Annotated in this window: 11 protein-coding genes; 8 read left to right on the top strand and 3 right to left on the bottom strand. The window is 57.2% G+C overall.

The window, feature by feature from the left end:
- The first annotated feature begins 102 nt into the window (after nucleotides 1-102).
- A complete protein-coding gene (locus JT718_RS18585) occupies nucleotides 103-1,089 on the top strand; it encodes a hypothetical protein (RefSeq protein WP_205504297.1) in 987 nt (328 codons plus the stop codon).
- 87 nt (nucleotides 1,090-1,176) lie between these two features.
- On the opposite strand, the gene JT718_RS18580 is transcribed toward JT718_RS18585, so the two are convergent.
- From JT718_RS18580 to JT718_RS18570, 3 genes are all read right to left on the bottom strand, one after another.
- Nucleotides 1,177-3,495, bottom strand: a complete 2,319-nt coding sequence (locus JT718_RS18580) for a patatin-like phospholipase family protein (RefSeq protein WP_205504296.1) — start codon at nucleotides 3,493-3,495, stop codon at nucleotides 1,177-1,179.
- A 197-nt stretch (nucleotides 3,496-3,692) separates the two neighbouring features.
- The gene (locus JT718_RS18575) at nucleotides 3,693-5,051 is read right to left on the bottom strand and encodes an HTTM domain-containing protein (protein WP_205504295.1); all 1,359 of its coding nucleotides are present in this window, start codon (nucleotides 5,049-5,051) and stop codon (nucleotides 3,693-3,695) included.
- Nucleotides 5,052-5,199: 148 nt separating this feature from the next.
- Nucleotides 5,200-6,576 (bottom strand): M28 family metallopeptidase, encoded by a 1,377-nt coding sequence (locus JT718_RS18570; RefSeq protein ID WP_205504294.1) that lies wholly within the window; start codon nucleotides 6,574-6,576, stop codon nucleotides 5,200-5,202.
- Between the two features lie 215 nt (nucleotides 6,577-6,791).
- On the opposite strand from JT718_RS18570, the gene JT718_RS18565 reads away from it, so the two are divergent.
- The 7 genes from JT718_RS18565 (at nucleotide 6,792) to cls (ending at nucleotide 16,309) form a co-directional block, all read left to right on the top strand.
- The gene (locus tag JT718_RS18565) at nucleotides 6,792-8,216 is read left to right on the top strand and encodes a Glu/Leu/Phe/Val family dehydrogenase (protein ID WP_205504293.1); all 1,425 of its coding nucleotides are present in this window, start codon (nucleotides 6,792-6,794) and stop codon (nucleotides 8,214-8,216) included.
- Nucleotides 8,217-9,081: 865 nt separating this feature from the next.
- On the top strand, nucleotides 9,082-9,570 hold the full coding sequence (locus JT718_RS18560; protein WP_317195528.1) for an RNA polymerase sigma factor: 489 nt from the start codon (nucleotides 9,082-9,084) through the stop codon (nucleotides 9,568-9,570).
- Nucleotides 9,554-10,192: a DUF8845 family protein gene (locus JT718_RS18555; protein WP_205504291.1), complete on the top strand. Its 639-nt coding sequence runs from the start codon at nucleotides 9,554-9,556 to the stop codon at nucleotides 10,190-10,192. The genes JT718_RS18560 and JT718_RS18555 overlap by 17 nt, the downstream gene beginning before the upstream one ends.
- Before the next feature lie 913 nt (nucleotides 10,193-11,105).
- A complete protein-coding gene (locus JT718_RS18550) occupies nucleotides 11,106-12,593 on the top strand; it encodes a DUF5687 family protein (RefSeq protein WP_205504290.1) in 1,488 nt (495 codons plus the stop codon).
- Between the two features lie 111 nt (nucleotides 12,594-12,704).
- Nucleotides 12,705-13,397: an ABC transporter ATP-binding protein gene (locus JT718_RS18545; RefSeq protein WP_205504289.1), complete on the top strand. Its 693-nt coding sequence runs from the start codon at nucleotides 12,705-12,707 to the stop codon at nucleotides 13,395-13,397.
- Nucleotides 13,398-13,680: 283 nt separating this feature from the next.
- The gene (locus JT718_RS18540) at nucleotides 13,681-14,769 is read left to right on the top strand and encodes a metal-dependent hydrolase (RefSeq protein ID WP_205504288.1); all 1,089 of its coding nucleotides are present in this window, start codon (nucleotides 13,681-13,683) and stop codon (nucleotides 14,767-14,769) included.
- 67 nt (nucleotides 14,770-14,836) lie between these two features.
- A complete protein-coding gene (gene cls / locus JT718_RS18535) occupies nucleotides 14,837-16,309 on the top strand; it encodes a cardiolipin synthase (protein WP_317195527.1) in 1,473 nt (490 codons plus the stop codon).
- Nucleotides 16,310-16,328 lie beyond the last annotated feature (19 nt).

Raw genomic sequence — 16,328 nt, 5'->3', positions numbered from 1 at the left:
CTGGCAGCAAGCACTCTTCAGCCGTGGTAACCAGCCCGTAGGGGAACCTTCGGGGTTTGTTGTCAGAAGAAGAGTGGCTCCAACCTTTAGCGTATGTCCCCCATGAAGTACCTTTTCTACTCCTCGTTGCTGGCCCTTGGGCTGGCTGGTACCGGCTGCATGCAGAAGTACCTGCCCACCGAAAACCGTTTGTCGCTCCTTCCAACGCCCTACCACGACAAAGAGGTGGAGGTGTATTTTCCGGGGGAGTACCCCCAGGACAGCTCATACGTGAAGGTGGCCATTCTGGAGCAGAGGGCCGAAGGCGCGGTGGCTTACGGTACCCTGGTAGAGGCGGTGAAAAAGAAAGCCAAACAGCAAGGCATGGACGCGGTGCTCTTGCTCAACAAGAACCAAAGCACCCGCCTGCAGAAGGAAGGCTTGCTGGCCGAGCTGATCGCCGAAACCATTGCCGGGAGAGAACTGGAGGATGAGTACACCTCCGTGACCACGCACGAACTGGCCGGGGTGGGCATCAAGTTCCGGAAAAACCTGCACTACCTGCCAGAGTATCTCCAGAAGAAACAGGTGTACGCGGTAGAGGGCGAGACCGAGGCCCTGCTGGCCTCCGTGGAGATAGACCACCAGGGCATTGCCCGCAAGGTAACGGCCGCCACGGCCACAGATGAGCAAACGTATGAGCGCTACGTGCACCAGTATGACCTTCAGCACCTCCTGCAGGAGACCGGCCCGCAGTGGCGCTACCGGCAGGTAGTGGGGCAGATCAGGAAAAGGAAACTGCGGGGCCCGGCCGGAGCGCCGCCTTTGAAAAAGGTGAAAATCCAGTACAATGAGCTGCTGTTGCCCCACAGGCTGGAACTCACCACCAGCCCAGACCCGCAACCCGAAACCATTGAGATCACCTACAATGAGCAGCGGCAGGTCATGAGCAAGGCCATCAGGAAAGACGGTCAGGTAGTGCTCAAAGAAGTAAACAGCTTTGGCCCGGGCGGCAAACTGCAGGCTACCCTCCACTACAAAGTGGAAGACGGCAAAGACCAGCCCTTTCTCAAAACCGTGTACCACTACTATCCGTCAGCGGCCCTGTAATTGGCTCAAGCGGCTGATTTGGGGCTGTTTCTCTAAAAATAGCCCCAAAATGGTACTGGCTTGCGCCTTGGCTACGCCGCTGCCTGGTTACTGCAACACCCGGGGCCGGTACAGCAGAAAGCCCACGTGCCCGAACACGCCCCAGCGGTTCTCGTCATTGTCATAGTGGATGAAGTGCAGCGCGGCGGGGCCGATGGGCAGTTGCAGGATAACGCCTGTGCTGGCCGTTACCCGGGGCCGGCCAAAGCCGCTGGCCCTGATGGCCTCCTGCAGCGGACCTTCTTTCAGCGGCCGGTGAATGACGTGGACAAACGCCTCGGTACGCCATTCAAACTTGGTCAGGAACGTGGTGGAGTACCGCAGGCCCGCCGCCCCGTACCGGGTTGCCCGGTATTCGTCCAGGAACAAGGTGCGGGAGTCTGGCAGCGGCGAGAACACGGGGGCGCTGGTCAGGGAGGAACGGTAGTTGGAGAACACTCCCTGGGTGCTCACCATGCCCTCCACAAAGTAGCCCCAGGTGCTTCGGTCTTTGTTGAACGGGAAATACTCCTCCAGGGTGCCCGAGATCTGCAGCCACTGGTGGTCCACGGTGCGGGCTTCGGGCCGCAGGGCCGTGGTGCCGGGCTTGTACGCCTCCTGGGCCTTCACTCCCCTAATGCCCATCACCGCCCGGCGGCCACGGGTAGAGTACATCTTGCGGTTAAGCGAGTTCCGCTCAAAGCGCAGGGCAAGCGTAAGCCCGGTCAGATCGGTTTCGTCCAGCTTGTCTTCTGAGGAAACGTTGCTGATGTTGGCGTACTCGTCTTCGTTGGAGAAATAGGAAAAGTCCAGCACCTCGCGGCTCCGGAAGTTATGGCTGAAACCCGTCTGCAGCCCCACTTTGAAGTCACGCTGCCGTACCTGGGTGCTGGCCGCGTCGCGGTTCAGGAAATCGTTCACGTCACGGTAGTTGAGCGAGCTGTACATGACCGAGGGTTCCACGTAAAACGGCAGTTTGGCCGGCACGTTCACCCTGAAACCAAACTGGCCCGCGGCGTAGAACCGCCCTATGTTGGCGTTGGCACCCACCGTGTACAGCAGCCGGTTCAGGTAGCGGTACTCCAGGCCCAGGTACAGGTTGTCTACCGGGCGGGTACTGAACACGGCGCCCACCTCGGCGGTGGCGTTGTTGCTTTGCTGCACGTCAATGCTGAGCTCGTACCCGCCCGCCAGGCTGTCATACCTAATGCGGGGATAGATTCCCTTGAAGAAATCATTGGCGGCCAGGCGGTAGTAGCCTTCCTCAATGCCGTCAATCTCGTACTGGTTGTCTTCGCTCCGCCGGAAGAAGTTGCGCACGTAGTTGTGCTGGTTTTCCTTAAGCCCGTGAATCCTGACGCTGGTGAACCGGGGCGGCGGGGCCTTTTTCTGGAACGCCTGCCTTCTTTGCTGCAAACTCACGGAGTCTACCTGGCGCGGGATGCGCTGCTTCATGAGCGTCAACTTCTCCTCGGCCGCCTTCTTGCCAATGTCAATCAACTCGCGCACGCGGTCAAACGCGGTGGTGCTGTAGCCCTCCAGGTCGGGTTGGATCAGGATGCCGTTGGGCCCCACGGCCAGCGTATCGGCCACGTCAAACCCCAGGAAAACCAGGGACGAACTCAGCAGTTCATCGTCTTTGTCATGGGGGTATTTCTTGAACGAGACATCGCCCACGTTCACGCCAATGATGATGTCTGGCCTGAACTCTGCGCGCATCACGTCGGTGGGGAAGTTGTTGAACAGGCCGCCGTCAAACAGGTAGCGGCCATCGGCCTGCCGGATGGGCCTGAACGCCAGCGGCACGGCCATGGAGTTACGCACGGCATCGGCCAGGGAGCCGCCGCGCTGCACAATCTGCTGGCGGGTGAAGACCTCGGCGGTAAGGCTGCGGTAAGGCACAAACAGCCTGTTGAAGTCGTACTTGGAGATGGCGCCGCCCGCCGCCAGGGTGGAGGCCAGGGCGTAATTGAGGTTCACGTCGCTCACCAGGCCACTGGTGGTTTGCACCTTGATGCTTCTTTGCGTGGAGATGGGCAGGCGCAGAGCCGCCGGCGAGGGGTCCAGGCTGAAGTAGTTGAAGGCGTGCTCTTCCAGGGGCCGGCCAGACACCCAGTACTGGAACTTGGGCGACAGCACCAAGTCTTCAATGTCCTGCGGCGAGTAACCGGCCGCGTACAGTGCCCCGATCACCGAGCCCATGCTGGTACCCACGATGTAGTCAATGGGAATGTTGTTCTGCTCCAGCACCTTGAGCACGCCCACGTGCGCCAGGCCCTTGGCTCCGCCGCCGCTGAGCACCAACCCCACTTTCTGGCCCCAGGCTAGCCCCGGCAGGAAAAACAGCAGGAACAGAAATACCCTTAAATAAGGTAAACGTTTAGACATATAAAATCCACTAGAAAGTAAGTCTGAAAGAATAGGCTTTGGGTCACTGCTCTGTTCTCCTTGTAAGCAGAAATGGGGGCGTTTCTGTTGGCCGAAGGAACCGCTGAGAAGGCACTTAATTCAAAGGCAAAGCCGCTTAGGAGCACTTACTTGTATAGGCCGCAAAAGGTTAGTACAAGGGGCCAAAACTGGTCTGGCTATTCTCCATCCTGCAAGGGCACTATCCAGGGAGAAGGGTGGTGGGGCAGCCACGGCACGGCGGCCAGGTTCACGGTGGAGTCTGCCAGCGGCTGAGTGGGGCGTCGGTTGAGGCTTACGTGGGTGTGGGCATAGACTTCTACCTCTTGGTGGCCCTGTTGGCGGTACTTACGGGCCAGAAACTGGCTGTATTGCCAGAGGAGGTCGGGGCGGGTGGCCACGGTGCGGGCCTGCTTGGGGGTAAGGTGGTTCTGCGGCACTTCCCAGTGCACCTGGCCATCGGCCACTACCTTGAACTGAGCGTACCCGCTCTTGGAGCGCAGCATCATGTGCCACGACATGCGGTGGCCTTCCTCGGTCCAGTTAGGGTTGCCCGGAAACCACCAATGCCGCAGCGGCAGGGCTATCTGCACCAGAAAATGCACCGCCAGCAGCGCAAACAGCATTCGTTGGCCGGTGGTTACCTCGCCTGGCGGTTGGAGGGAGGGCGCCAGGGCCGGTTTCCGGCGCAGGAACCGGCGGCGGATGGTTTCGGGCGGGAAGAAGAACACGCACAGCGCCAGGGCCAGGTACGGGAAGATGCCAATGTGAAAGACCGCCGAGTTGAAGGCGTGGAAGAAGATAGCTAGGACAAAGGCCCATTTTCTGGTACGGTGCCACAGCAGCAGCGGCACAATGAGCAGGTCAAAGAACAGGCCGCCAAACACCACCAGCTGCTGGAACCAGGCCTGCTGCAGAAGCCCGCCGATGAGAACGTAATGGCTTTTGTTGGCAAACCAGATGTTCACCGGAATGCCCGCCAGCCAATCTGAGTCCAGTTTGGCCAGGGCAGCGTAAGTGTACACAATGCCCATCTGGGCCACAAACACCAGCAGGCACCAGCGCGGGCAGGAAAGCAACCGCAACTCCGGCTTGCGTCTGGCATCCAGGGAGGCGTACGTGTGGGCCGGCACCAGCAGCATGAGAAAGCAGAGCACCAGCAGCAGGTAGTAGTGGTTGTTGTAGCTGGTTTTCTGCATGAGGTACGCACCCCACCACAGCACCGTAAAAAGAGCAATGCTTGCCCGGTAGAACAAACCAACCATCACCAACAAGCCCAGAAAGGCCATGGCCGCATAGTAATAGTACATGCCGTTGCCGGGCAGCGGCCTGAGCCACTCAAACCCGATGAACGGGAAAAAGACCGTGGGCTCCACCAGGTTCTGCTTTACCCAACCGGTTAGAATGGCGCCTGCCGTTTCCAGGAACAGGAGCAGCCCAAACAACCACCGGAAGACTATGAGCGGAGCATTGTCTACGGGCTGGCTGAGCCAGGTCAGGAGCCGGGGTCTGGAAGTTTGGGCGGTGGCAGTGAGCATAGTACTACTCTTACTGGGAAAGAGCGGTTGAACCTACACGTCTTACGGTTCTTACGCAAGCGGGGTGCGCTAAAACCGAAACAGCCCGGCTCATGAGGGGCCGGGCTGTTTTAAAGGAGTTTTCAGGAAAACAGGTCTTAAGCGGGACTTACCTGATAGGTCTGGGCACCACGGGCAAGCTCTCGTGCCCTTGGGCGTCTACCGCCTGCACCGCGAAGAAGTAGTTGTCTTTGGAGTAGGGCAGGGTAGTGGTGGTGCCTTCCACGTAAATTTTCTTTTCCCACATAGGCGAAGAAGTCTCGCGCATGAGCACGTAGTAGCCGGCGGGGCGTTCGCCTTTGGCGGGGGCCTCCCACTTCAGCTCGGTCTGGTTGGTGAGGTTGCTGGTGAGCACGCCCACGTTCTCAGGGGCGTGAGGCGCCAGCGCCAGGTTGGCCAGCGTAGCCAGGTTCATGGCGGTGTTCTTGCGCACGTATTCAAAGTCTACGTGCTCCGGGAAATCGCCGTAGGCAATGCCGTTTTCGGTGCGCACGTTCTGGTGCTGGTAGCGGTAGTTCTCGTTCATTTCACATACCCTGATGGCGGTGAAACCCGCTTGGCTGAAGGGGGTGTGGTCGCCGCCGCGCAGGAAACGATCGGTGCGGTAGTTCAGGACCACTTCCAGCTGAGGCACGTAGCGGGCGGTGATCTCTTTCATGTAGCGGGCCAGCTGCCGGCTACGGCTGTCGTTCTCGCCGCCAATGCTCTTGCGCAAGGCGGTCATCTCGGGGGTCTCAAACGCGGGCACGCCCTCAGAGAAAATGCGCACGCGGGTATTGTCTTTGAGGTTGGTCTCGTCTGAGAACGAGTTGCCAATCATGTCATTGTTGAGCATGGCCACCAGGTTCCAGTTCTCTTTTTTGGCGCGCTCGGCTAAGTGCCGGGCCCCATACAGGCCTTGCTCTTCGCCCTGCACGCACACAAAGATGATGGTGGCCGGAAAGGGCTGCTTGGCCATGACACGGGCCAGTTCTATGACGGCGGCGGTGCCGGAACCATCGTCATTGGCGCCGGGGGCTTTGCCTTTGGCGTCCATCACGTCGGTGTTGCGGGAGTCTATGTGGCCGCTCACAATAAACACGCGGTCATCGGTGGGGTCGGTGCCTTTGAGGGTGGCCATCACGTTGGCCATCTCCACGTCTTCCTTGATGCGGCGTCCGTCGGCCTTCACCAGGTATTTGTCCTGGGTTACGGTCATGCGGCCGTTAGAAAGGGCGGCGGCTTTCTCCAGCTCGGTCTGGGCCCAGTTGCGGGCGGCGCCAATGCCTTTCTTCTTGTCTTTGACGGTGCTGAGCGAGTGGCGGGTCTCAAAGCTTACCAAGCCGCGCACCAGGCGCTCCAACTCCTGGGCAGAAACCTGCTCGGTCATCGTCTTGATCACGGGGTCTTGCTTGAGGATGGCCTGGGCCCAGGTAAGCTGCGGTAGAAGTAAGATACCCAGGGCCGCGGCACCCGCCCGGGCAAATTGAGAAACAGAATGAAACATAAAGAGGTTGTTGGGTAGTTTGTGTAATCTGTCCTGTAATTTCCGTAATATTCCGCAGAAACCAACACGCGGAGGCTTAAAAACGGTTTTAGGCCCGTTTTCAGGAAACCAGGCAGAAAAAGAGCGCGGGAAGTGTTCTCCGTGGAACATCTTGCCCGAAGCAACGCGGGTTGCGGTTACTACGTTCAATCCAAATCCACCAATCCAGAATAACTATGAGCCAAAACATTTCCCCTGGCAAAGAATTCCTGAATAGTGTGCATTACTATTTTGACCAAGCGGCGCAGCACTCCAAGCTCCACCCGGGCATCCTGGAGCAGATCAAAGTGTGCAACAGCGTGTACAAGGTCAATTTCCCGGTAGAGGTAGACGGCAAGGTGCACGTTTTTGAGGGAATCAGGGCCCAGCACAGCCAGCACAAACTGCCCACCAAGGGCGGTATCCGGTACAGCATGCACGTTGACGAAGACGAGGTGGTGGCCCTGGCCAGCCTCATGACCTTTAAATGTGCCGTGGTGGACGTACCGTTTGGCGGGGCCAAGGGTGGGGTGAAAATCAATCCGCGTACCTCCTCGGTAGAGTTGCTGGAGAAAGTGACGCGCCGCTTTGCCACGGAACTGATCAAGAAAAACCTGATAGGCCCCGCTGTTGACGTGCCCGCGCCCGACTACGGCACCAGCAGCCGCGAAATGGCCTGGATTGCCGATACCTACCACACCTTCAAGTTTGGCGAAACCAACGCGCTGGGCAGCGTAACCGGCAAGCCGGTGGGCCAGGGCGGTATCCGGGGCCGCAACGAGGCCACAGGGCTGGGAATCTTCTACGGCCTGCGCGAGGCGTTTGAAGACACCGTGGTGCTCAAGCAACTGGGCGTAACCTCAGGGCTGGCCGGCAAGCGGGTCATCATCCAGGGCATCGGGAACGTGGGGTACCACGCGGGCGTGTTCCTGCAGCGCGAGGGCGCCATTATCACGGGCGTGGCCGAGCGTGAGGGCGGTATCTTCAACCCAGACGGTCTGGACATTGACAGCCTGTTCAACTACCGCAAGCAGACCGGCAGCTTTGAGGGGCACCCGGGCGGGGCCTTCATTGAGAACTCGGTGGAAATGCTGGAGTACGAGTGCGACGTTCTGCTGCCCGCCGCCCTGGAGAACCAGATCCACAGCGGCAACGCCGAGCGCATCAAAGCCAAGCTCATTGCCGAAGGGGCCAACGGACCAATCACGCAGGAAGCCGAGCGCATTCTGCACGCCCGCGGCGTGGTCATCTTGCCAGACCTGTACCTGAACGCCGGCGGGGTAACGGTATCTTACTTTGAGTGGCTGAAGAACCTGTCTAACGTGCGTTTCGGGCGCATGGGCAAGCGGGCCGAGGAAGCCAGCCTCAAGCGCCTGGTGAACACCATTGAGAAAACCACCGGCAAAAGCCTCTCGGCCGAGGAGAAGAAACTCATCATCCACGGGGCCGATGAGCGGGACCTGGTGTACTCGGGCCTGGAAGACACCATGATCACCGCCTACCAGGAAATGCGGGAGGTAACGCACCAGGTAAAAGCCATCACCGACCTGCGCACCGCCGGGTTCTACGCCGCCATTGAGAAGATTGGCGTGAGCTACCAGTCATTGGGTATCTTCCCGTGATGCAGGTGCATCTGTTGTAAATGGATAAGATTCCGTTTAGGAGCTGTTTTTGGGAAAACGGCTCCTAAACGGAATTTTTGTGTTTAGGGGTTTGTAGTTGCCTTGGCCTTTCTGATTGTCTATGGTTTCATGGGCTGTGGTGTTCCATCTCTTCTGGTAAGCGCTCACAGCCGCGAGACCCGTCTTTGCCCCTCGCACTGCCCTTGCGGCCCACGCTTGCAGTCTGCTCTTAGCTTCTGTTCCTCAGGGGCCACAAGCGAGGCGCTCGAGCCAAAGACTGGAATAGGTGCGAATAGCAAAGCCTATTGCTGGCTGGTGACGGAAGCTTTGCTGGTAGTAACGAAAGTTCTGCAGAAGTAGACCCACCCCTGCCCCTCCCGGGAGGGGAGTTTTGGTTCATGGCGGATGCTGGGGCAGGGTTGCTGTTCACATGGTTATTTAGCCGGCTGAAATTTTGCTGCATGAATGGATTGCCAATGCAGTTTTCTTACTCGTGCAGATAACTCCCCTCCCAGGAGGGGTAGGGGGTGGGTCTACTCCACCTGCCGCCGCAATACCGCCAACTTCAAAGACCTGCGGGCGTCCGAAGGACGCTGCGAGCGTCTGCGCCAATTCCCGTTAAACGGCCTTTTTCCCAAAATTAGCCTAAAACCAGAAGACCCGGCTGATTCTCAGACAGCGGTGCATTGGGTAACAACGTTTTACATGTAAGGGCTGTTTTTCCAAAAAGAGGCTGCAAACAGCAATTACGGGTAGAATGCGGGTGCTTTTAGAGGGCGTAGTGTAATTTACCCGATCTTTCGGCTACTAATACCCCAAACCTTTACCTATTACGGTGGAAAATCCGGCCTTACGTGCAGAATTTGTGAAGCTCATCGCCCAGGATCAGGCCCTGATCCATAAGGTGTGCAGCATGTACTGCCGGGACCCCGAGGAGCGGAAAGACTTGTTTCAGGAGATCGTGCTGCAACTCTGGAGGTCCTTTCCCTCGTTTAAGCACGAGTCTAAGGTAAGTACCTGGATGTACCGCGTGGCCCTGAACACGGCCGTCTCCAGCTTCCGGAAAGAAAGCCGCCGTCCCCACCACGGTTCTCTCTCAGACATGGATTTGCAGATCCCGGCCTCGCCGGACACCTCTGCCGAGTACGAGTTGAAAATCAAGTATCTCTATGCCGCTATTGACCAGCTCTCCCAGGTAGAGAAGGCGATTGTGATGCTGTACCTGGAAGACAAGTCCTATGAGGAGATGGCCGATATCATTGGTATCACCAAGTCTAACGTAGGCGTAAAGTTGAACCGCATCAAAGCGAAATTAGAGAAGTTGCTAACCCCGGTGTATGATGAAATTAGATAGCCTGAAGGATACCTGGAAAGCGTATGCCGCCCAAACAGCGGCGGCCAACCAGGTCACAGAGCACCAGATTGCGGGTTTTCTCAAAGCCCGTACCGAGAATGCGGTTACCAAACTCAAGCGGAACATCTACTTTGAGCTGGCGGTACAGGCGTCTACCGTGCTGCTGTTTGGGGCAGGGGCCATCTGGATAAAAGGAGATACCGCGTTCCAGGCGCTTTGCGTGGTGGTGATGATGGTCTGCCTGCCGTTTTTGGGCTATTTCTGGGCGCGCCTGTCCTATGTGAAATCCCTGAACGTGACCACTGAGAACCTGCGCGCCACCCTGCGCAACCTCATTGAGATGCTCACCGGCCTTACCAGACTCTATTTCTGGACCAACATGCTGCTGGCCCCCCTTGGCCTGGCTGTTGGCCAGTTGGCCTACCTGAAACTGGCCAAGGGCATCAATATCTCGCACCTGCCCTGGGACCAGATGTACCCGCGCCTGACCTTAGGTTTTGTCATAGGGGCCGTGCTGGGCTATCTCTTCCTGAAGTGGTACATCCGGAAGATGTTCGGCAATCATCTGAAGTCGCTCAAAGCGGCGTATTGTGAACTGGAGAGTCTGGAGGCAGCGGCATAATCTTCTTCTAAGTCTTTTGGGAAGTGGTTGAGATAGCCTTTGCTGGCGAAGTGCCTCGTGCCCATGGCTGGGGTGATGACAGCTGTTGCTGGATTGGCTATTGCTGGCGTAGCGGCGGTTTGTCTATGATCTTATAAGCTGGATTGTTGCATAGTTTGCTTGGTGCGCTCACGGCCGCGGGGCCCCGTCTTTGCCCTCGCACTGCCCTTGCGGCCCACCCTTGTAGTTTATGCTTAGCTTCTGTTCTTCAGGGGCCACAAGCGAGGCGCTCGAGCCAAAGACTGGAATCGGGATCTTCCGGCTGTGGACTTTCATAGCAGCGATATAGCTGCGATGCGGCTCCAGAACGTAAGACCTCACAGGTTTTCGAAACCTGTGAGGTCTTTCCGCTTCACCCACACCTTTGCCTACTCTCAACAACCCACTTTCTATGGCGCGGAAGTTTCTTCCGTGCCTTTCTACTCTAGAGGAGCAGGTTAGGCACAGGAGTAAATCCGCGCCATAGTTAGGCTCAACCCACAGCCTTGCACGCTCCAAAGACCTCGCAGTGTCTTCCAGACCTGCGAGTGCCTACCCGTAATTCCTGCAGCCTCCCATGGTTCAAGTCTGTGACTTGGACCTATTTTGAAGGCAGTTTGCAACTGCCGTGAGCCACAAGTTCCAAATTGGTTTCTCCGGTAATCTAAGCCATACACAGCGGGTAAAGCTACAAGGAGCTGGCACCCTCAACAATCCCAAAACTCCGCTTTCAACCAAGAACTACAAGTGAATGTGCTTGATAGACAGTAGGTAGTAAACTGGCTGGTTAACCTTTCTGCCACCAACTGCGCAGAAAAACATCCTGGAACCTGTAAGAATTTGGTCATTACGCAGACTAACTAGGTAAACAGCCATTCTTAACAAGCCTACCCTTATGATCAGACTACTACTTGCCCATCAATGGAAAGAAGCCACCCGTTCCAGCGTGTGGCAAAAGAACCTGGCGATAAACTTAGTGCTGGGTTTTTTCATGCTGATCATGCTGCTGTACGTGGTGCTGATTGGCTTTTTCATGAACGAGATAGTGCAGGCCGTTAAGCCCGAGGCCAACGTCGTGGACGTGGTGAACCGCAGTTTGCTCTATTACTTCCTGGTAGACCTGAGCCTGAGGTTCTTTATGCAGGAACTGCCCGTGCTGGGGGTACAGCCGTACCTGCATTTACCCATCGGCAAGGGCCGGCTGGTGCACTTTGTCCTCTGGAAATCCATTACCAGCCTGTTCAATTTCCTGCCGCTGCTGCTGTTTATTCCGTTTGCGCTCAGAATGCTGCCCGAGGTCTACGGAACGGGCGGCGCTTGGATGTGGGTAGCCGGCATGTTCCTGATCACGCTCATCAACAACTTCCTTACTCTGTATTTTAAGCGCCAGCTGGTAGAGAAACCCTTGGTTACCGTGGGCTTTCTGCTGGCGGTAGTGGGGCTGGCCACGCTAGATTACCTGGGGTACATCTCGGTGGGGACGGCCTCAGCGGTGTTCTTCAGGGCCTTGGGCAACAACCCAATATTGGTGCTGGTGCCGTTGGCCGCGCTGGTAGCGGTGTACCTGCTCAACTACCGTTTCTTAATGGCGCATACCTACCCAGAGGAAATGCGCGTGGGCAAGCCGGCCAAGGTAGGTGACTCCACCGAAATTGGGCTCCTGCAACGGTTTGGCGAAATGGGTACCCTCATTGGTCTGGAGGTAAAACTGATCCTGCGCCACAAGCGGCCCAAGTCTACCACCACCATGTCGGTGTTCTTTCTGGCGTACGGGTTCCTTTTCTACACCAACAAAGTCTACACCGATGGCTTTGCCATGCTCATCTTCCCGGGTATTTTCATGACAGGCTTTATGATGATGAGCTACGGGCAGTTTGTGCCGGGCTGGCAAAGCGCGCACTTTGATGCCCTGCTCACCAAGCGCCTGAGCCCCTACACGTTTTACATGGGCAAGTTCTGGATGTTTGTGGTGGCCTGTACCGCGGCTTACCTGGTAACGCTGCTCTACGGCTTCATGCCCGGCGTGGGTATCAAGATCATGGCCATCAACACGGCCTGTTTCCTGTACAACATAGGCGTGAACACGTTTGTGATCCTGTTCATGAGCACCTACAACAAGAAGCGCATAGACCTTAGCAAGAGCGCCTCGTTCAACTGGCAGGGCGTGGGGGCCTCCCAGTTCATCATGATGCTGCCCGCCCTCCTTATCCCCATCCTGGTGTACCTGCCGTTCGGGCTTATGGACAAGCCGTGGTGGGGCATCGCGGCCGTGGGCGTGTTAGGCATCCTGGGCTTTCTCTTCCATAGGCAGCTCATGGGCGTGGTGGTGCAGCGCTTCCAGCGCGAGAAGTACGCCATTGCCGCCGGTTTCCGCCAGGTCTAAGTACCGGTTTGTCCTAGAATTTACCTTCTAAAGAAAGAGTAACCCATTTAGCTAACCACACAAAAGTCTTGTGTCCTGATACTTGATACTTGTGTCTAAAAAATAAAAAACATGATAGAAGTACGCGACCTTCAAAAGAACTACAACGGCGTGACCGTGGTGAACATTCCCTCCCTAGTGGTGCAGAAAGGCGAAACCATTGGCTTGGTAGGAAACAACGGCGCCGGCAAAACCACGTTTTTCCGCATGATCCTGGACCTGATCCGCCCTAGCCAGGGGCAGGTGTTCAGCAAGGGCGAGAACGTACGCGCTACCGAAGACTGGAAGCGCTACACCGGCTCCCACCTGGACGAAGGCTTCCTGATCGATTTCCTCACGCCCGAGGAGTACTTCAATTTCATCGGGAAACTGAACGGCTTAACCCCCGGCGACGTGCAGGCGTTTATGGACCGTTTCCGTGATTTCTTCAACGGCGAGATCCTGGAGCAGCGCAAGTACATCAGGGATTTCTCCAAGGGGAACCAGAAGAAGGTGGGCGTGGCCGCCGCCGTGATGTCAGACCCCGAGCTGCTGATCCTGGATGAGCCGTTCGCCAACCTGGACCCCAGCTCGCAGATCAGGCTCAAGAACCTGCTGAAAGACCTCAAGCGCCAAGGCATGACCATGCTCATCTCCAGCCACGACCTCAGCCACGTCATAGAAGTGTGTGACCGCATTGTGCTGCTGGAAAAAGGCAAGGTGATGGAAGACATGAAGACCAACGAAACCACCCTCCAGCAGCTGGAAAGCTACTTTACGGTATAGTTGTCCACAAGGAATTGGGTGGATAAGCGTCTGCCGCGCGGTGGGTTATCCACAAGCTAGAAGTGCCTTGGAAGCCTGCTGTTTTTGAGCCATTTTCCAAAAGGAAGCTCAAAAACAGCAGGCTTTTTGGTGCGCCTTTGGGTGGCAAGAAATATATTCTGAATGATATATTTGCTGCTGATTCAAGGGTACCCGTACCAGTCAGTTTCAGGGCCGTTTTTAGGGAAAGGCCTTAAAAACGCTACCTGCCTGGGTGCGTATAGAAAAGCCACACAAGAACCAAATGGATTCACTGACCCATGCTGCCTTAGGCGCTTGCCTGGGGGAAATCATGCTTTCTAAAAAGTTAGGCAAGCGGGCCTTACTCTGGGGAGCCATGGCCCAGAACTTCCCCGACGTGGACACGGTGGCCGCGCTCTGGCTAACTCCTCATGAGAACCTGTTGGTGCACCGGGGCTTCACCCATTCCTTCCTGTTTGCTTTTCTGGGGGCGCTGGGGCTGGCCTGGGTCGCCCGGCGGTGGCACAAAGATAAACCAGTGCCCTGGCGGCAGTTCTTCCTTTTTTTCCTGCTACAACTGGGACTGCATGACCTGCTGGACACGTGCAACGCCTACACCACCGGCTTGCTGGAGCCTTTCTCAGCGGAGCGTTTCTCCGTTCACCTGCTGTACGTGGCAGATCCACTCTTTACCATGTGGCCCCTCCTTGCCTTTGTAGCTCTGCTACTGCTCAAAACCTCCCATACAAGCCGGGGGCGGTGGGCCGTAGCCGGTCTGGCTTTAGCGGGCGTTTACCTGGGTTACGCGGTTTACAACAAGGTGAGCGTACGGGCGCAGATAGCCGCTTCGCTGGCCACGCAGCAACTGCCCGCAGACAGGTTCTTCGTGACGCCTACGCCGTTTAACAGTTGGCTGTGGCTGGCCGTGGCCCAGGCAGATTCTGGGTATTACGTGGGGCACCGCTCGGTTTTCTGGCCCAATACCTCCCCAACCCAGTTCACCTTTTTCCCCAGAAACCAGCAGCTCCTGGCAGCGGCCACCAACCCGAAGGAAGAAATAGAGGACCTGAAGCAGTTCGCCGCCGGGTATTATACCGTAGAGCAATGGCAGGATACGCTGGTCTTCAGCATACCGCGGTTTGGGCAGATGCAGGGGTGGCAAAACCCCAGGGGCCGTTTCACCTTCCATTATTTCCTGCAACCGCCGGGCATAGACAACAAACTGGTCATGCAGCGCGGCCGGGCCAAGGGCTGGAGCTGGGAGGCGTTCAAGGCCATGTGGCGGTATATTTTCAATCCGCCGGAGGCAAAACGGCAGGAAACCGCCGGAGCTATTTACCGCCAGCGGCAAGAGCATGTAACCGAACTATAATCGAACAGAAATAGCGCGGGCGTCTTATTTGCATCAATAGGAAGCCCGGCAGAAAAGAGACACACGCGTGGCAGAGCTGCTCAAGAGCATAGACTGGCTGTTGATCTGGAACACCCTGTACCTGGTGGTGCTGGTAGCGGTGTGCCTGCGCATTATCTATGACACGGGCTCCACGTCTAAAACCCTGGCGTATCTGCTGCTGGCCATCTTTGTGCCCGTGGGCGGAATTATCATTTACTTCTCCTTCGGGATCAACTACAAGAAGCGCCGCATCTACACCAAGAAACTGGTAGAGGACGAGATTTTCCTGCAGCGGCTGGAAGAACGGGTGCACGCCTCCACAGAGGAGACCCTGGCCACCAGCAGCCCCACCGTGCAGAACTACCGCGAACTGATAAAGCTGTTGCTCAACGACGGCCTGAGCCCGCTCACCAGCGGCAACCGCGTGAAGCTGTTGCTGAATGGGGAGCAGAAGTTCCCCGAGGTGCTGCAGGCGCTCCAGTCGGCCCGGCACCACATCCACATAGAGTACTACATCATTGACAATGACCACATCGGCAACCAGATCAAGGAAGTCCTGATCCAAAAGGCGCGCGAAGGCGTGAAGGTGCGGCTGATCTATGATGATTACGGCAGCCGGTCCATCCGCCGGAAGTACGTGCAGGAGCTGCGCGCGGCGGGGGTAGAGGCCTGTCCGTTCCACAAGGTGTATTTCTGGCTCCTGGCCAACCGGCTCAACTACCGCAACCACCGCAAGATCATTATTGTAGATGCCCAGACGGCGTTTGTGGGCGGCATTAACGTAGCCGACCGCTACATCAATAAGCCCGAGGACCGCACCCGCCTGTACTGGCGCGACACCCACCTGCGCATTGACGGCCCCGGCATCTACTACCTGCAGTACATCTTCTTCTGCGACTGGAACTTCTCCTCTGGCCAGCAACTGCACCCGCACCGAGGGTACTTTCTGAGCAGGAAACGCTATGCAGAGAACTCCCTGGTGCAGATGGCCGCTAGCGGGCCGGACTCGCCCATGCCTACCATCCTGTTCTCGCTCTTGCAGGCCATCTACCTGGCGCAAAAGGAAGTGCTCATCACCACGCCGTACTTTATTCCCGGCGAGGGCATTTTGCAGGCGCTCACCGTGGCCGCGTTGGGGGGCGTAAAGGTGAAATTGCTGGTGCCGGGCATCTCAGACTCGGCGCTGGTGAACGCCGCGGCCTGGTCGTATTATGATGACATGCTCCACGCCGGGGTAGAGATTTACCTGTACCAGAAAGGCTTCATCCACTCTAAAACCGTGGTGATTGACGGCACCATTAGCATGGTGGGCACGGCCAACATGGACAACCGCAGCTTTGAGCTGAACTTTGAGGTAAATGCTGTGGTGTACGATGAGGCCATCTCGCAACAACTCCGCGACACCTTCTATCAGGACCTGGCACACGCCCAGAAGATTGACCCGGAAGCCTGGCGCAAGCGGCCGCACTTGAAACAGTTCTTCGAGAAGCTGGCGCGGCTGCTGTCTCCGTTGCTGTAACCAGCCTTTTGGGTGGGAG

The sequence above is a fragment of the Rufibacter psychrotolerans genome, from assembly GCF_016924645.1.
GTDB classification, from domain to species: Bacteria; Bacteroidota; Bacteroidia; order Cytophagales; family Hymenobacteraceae; genus Nibribacter; species Nibribacter psychrotolerans.
The sequence above is the reverse complement of the archived record's forward strand: the minus strand, read 5'-3'. Positions and strand labels throughout refer to the sequence as shown.

Bases quoted from the DNA above. Each gene is read 5' to 3' on its own strand.
- JT718_RS18585 (WP_205504297.1), top strand. From the start codon at position 103: ATGAAGTACCTTTTCTACTCCTCGTTGCTGGCCCTTGGGCTGGCTGGT.
- JT718_RS18580 (WP_205504296.1), bottom strand. From the start codon at position 3,495: ATGTCTAAACGTTTACCTTATTTAAGGGTATTTCTGTTCCTGCTGTTT.
- JT718_RS18575 (WP_205504295.1), bottom strand. From the start codon at position 5,051: ATGCTCACTGCCACCGCCCAAACTTCCAGACCCCGGCTCCTGACCTGG.
- JT718_RS18570 (WP_205504294.1), bottom strand. From the start codon at position 6,576: ATGTTTCATTCTGTTTCTCAATTTGCCCGGGCGGGTGCCGCGGCCCTG.
- JT718_RS18565 (WP_205504293.1), top strand. From the start codon at position 6,792: ATGAGCCAAAACATTTCCCCTGGCAAAGAATTCCTGAATAGTGTGCAT.
- JT718_RS18555 (WP_205504291.1), top strand. From the start codon at position 9,554: ATGATGAAATTAGATAGCCTGAAGGATACCTGGAAAGCGTATGCCGCC.
- JT718_RS18550 (WP_205504290.1), top strand. From the start codon at position 11,106: ATGATCAGACTACTACTTGCCCATCAATGGAAAGAAGCCACCCGTTCC.
- JT718_RS18545 (WP_205504289.1), top strand. From the start codon at position 12,705: ATGATAGAAGTACGCGACCTTCAAAAGAACTACAACGGCGTGACCGTG.
- JT718_RS18540 (WP_205504288.1), top strand. From the start codon at position 13,681: ATGGATTCACTGACCCATGCTGCCTTAGGCGCTTGCCTGGGGGAAATC.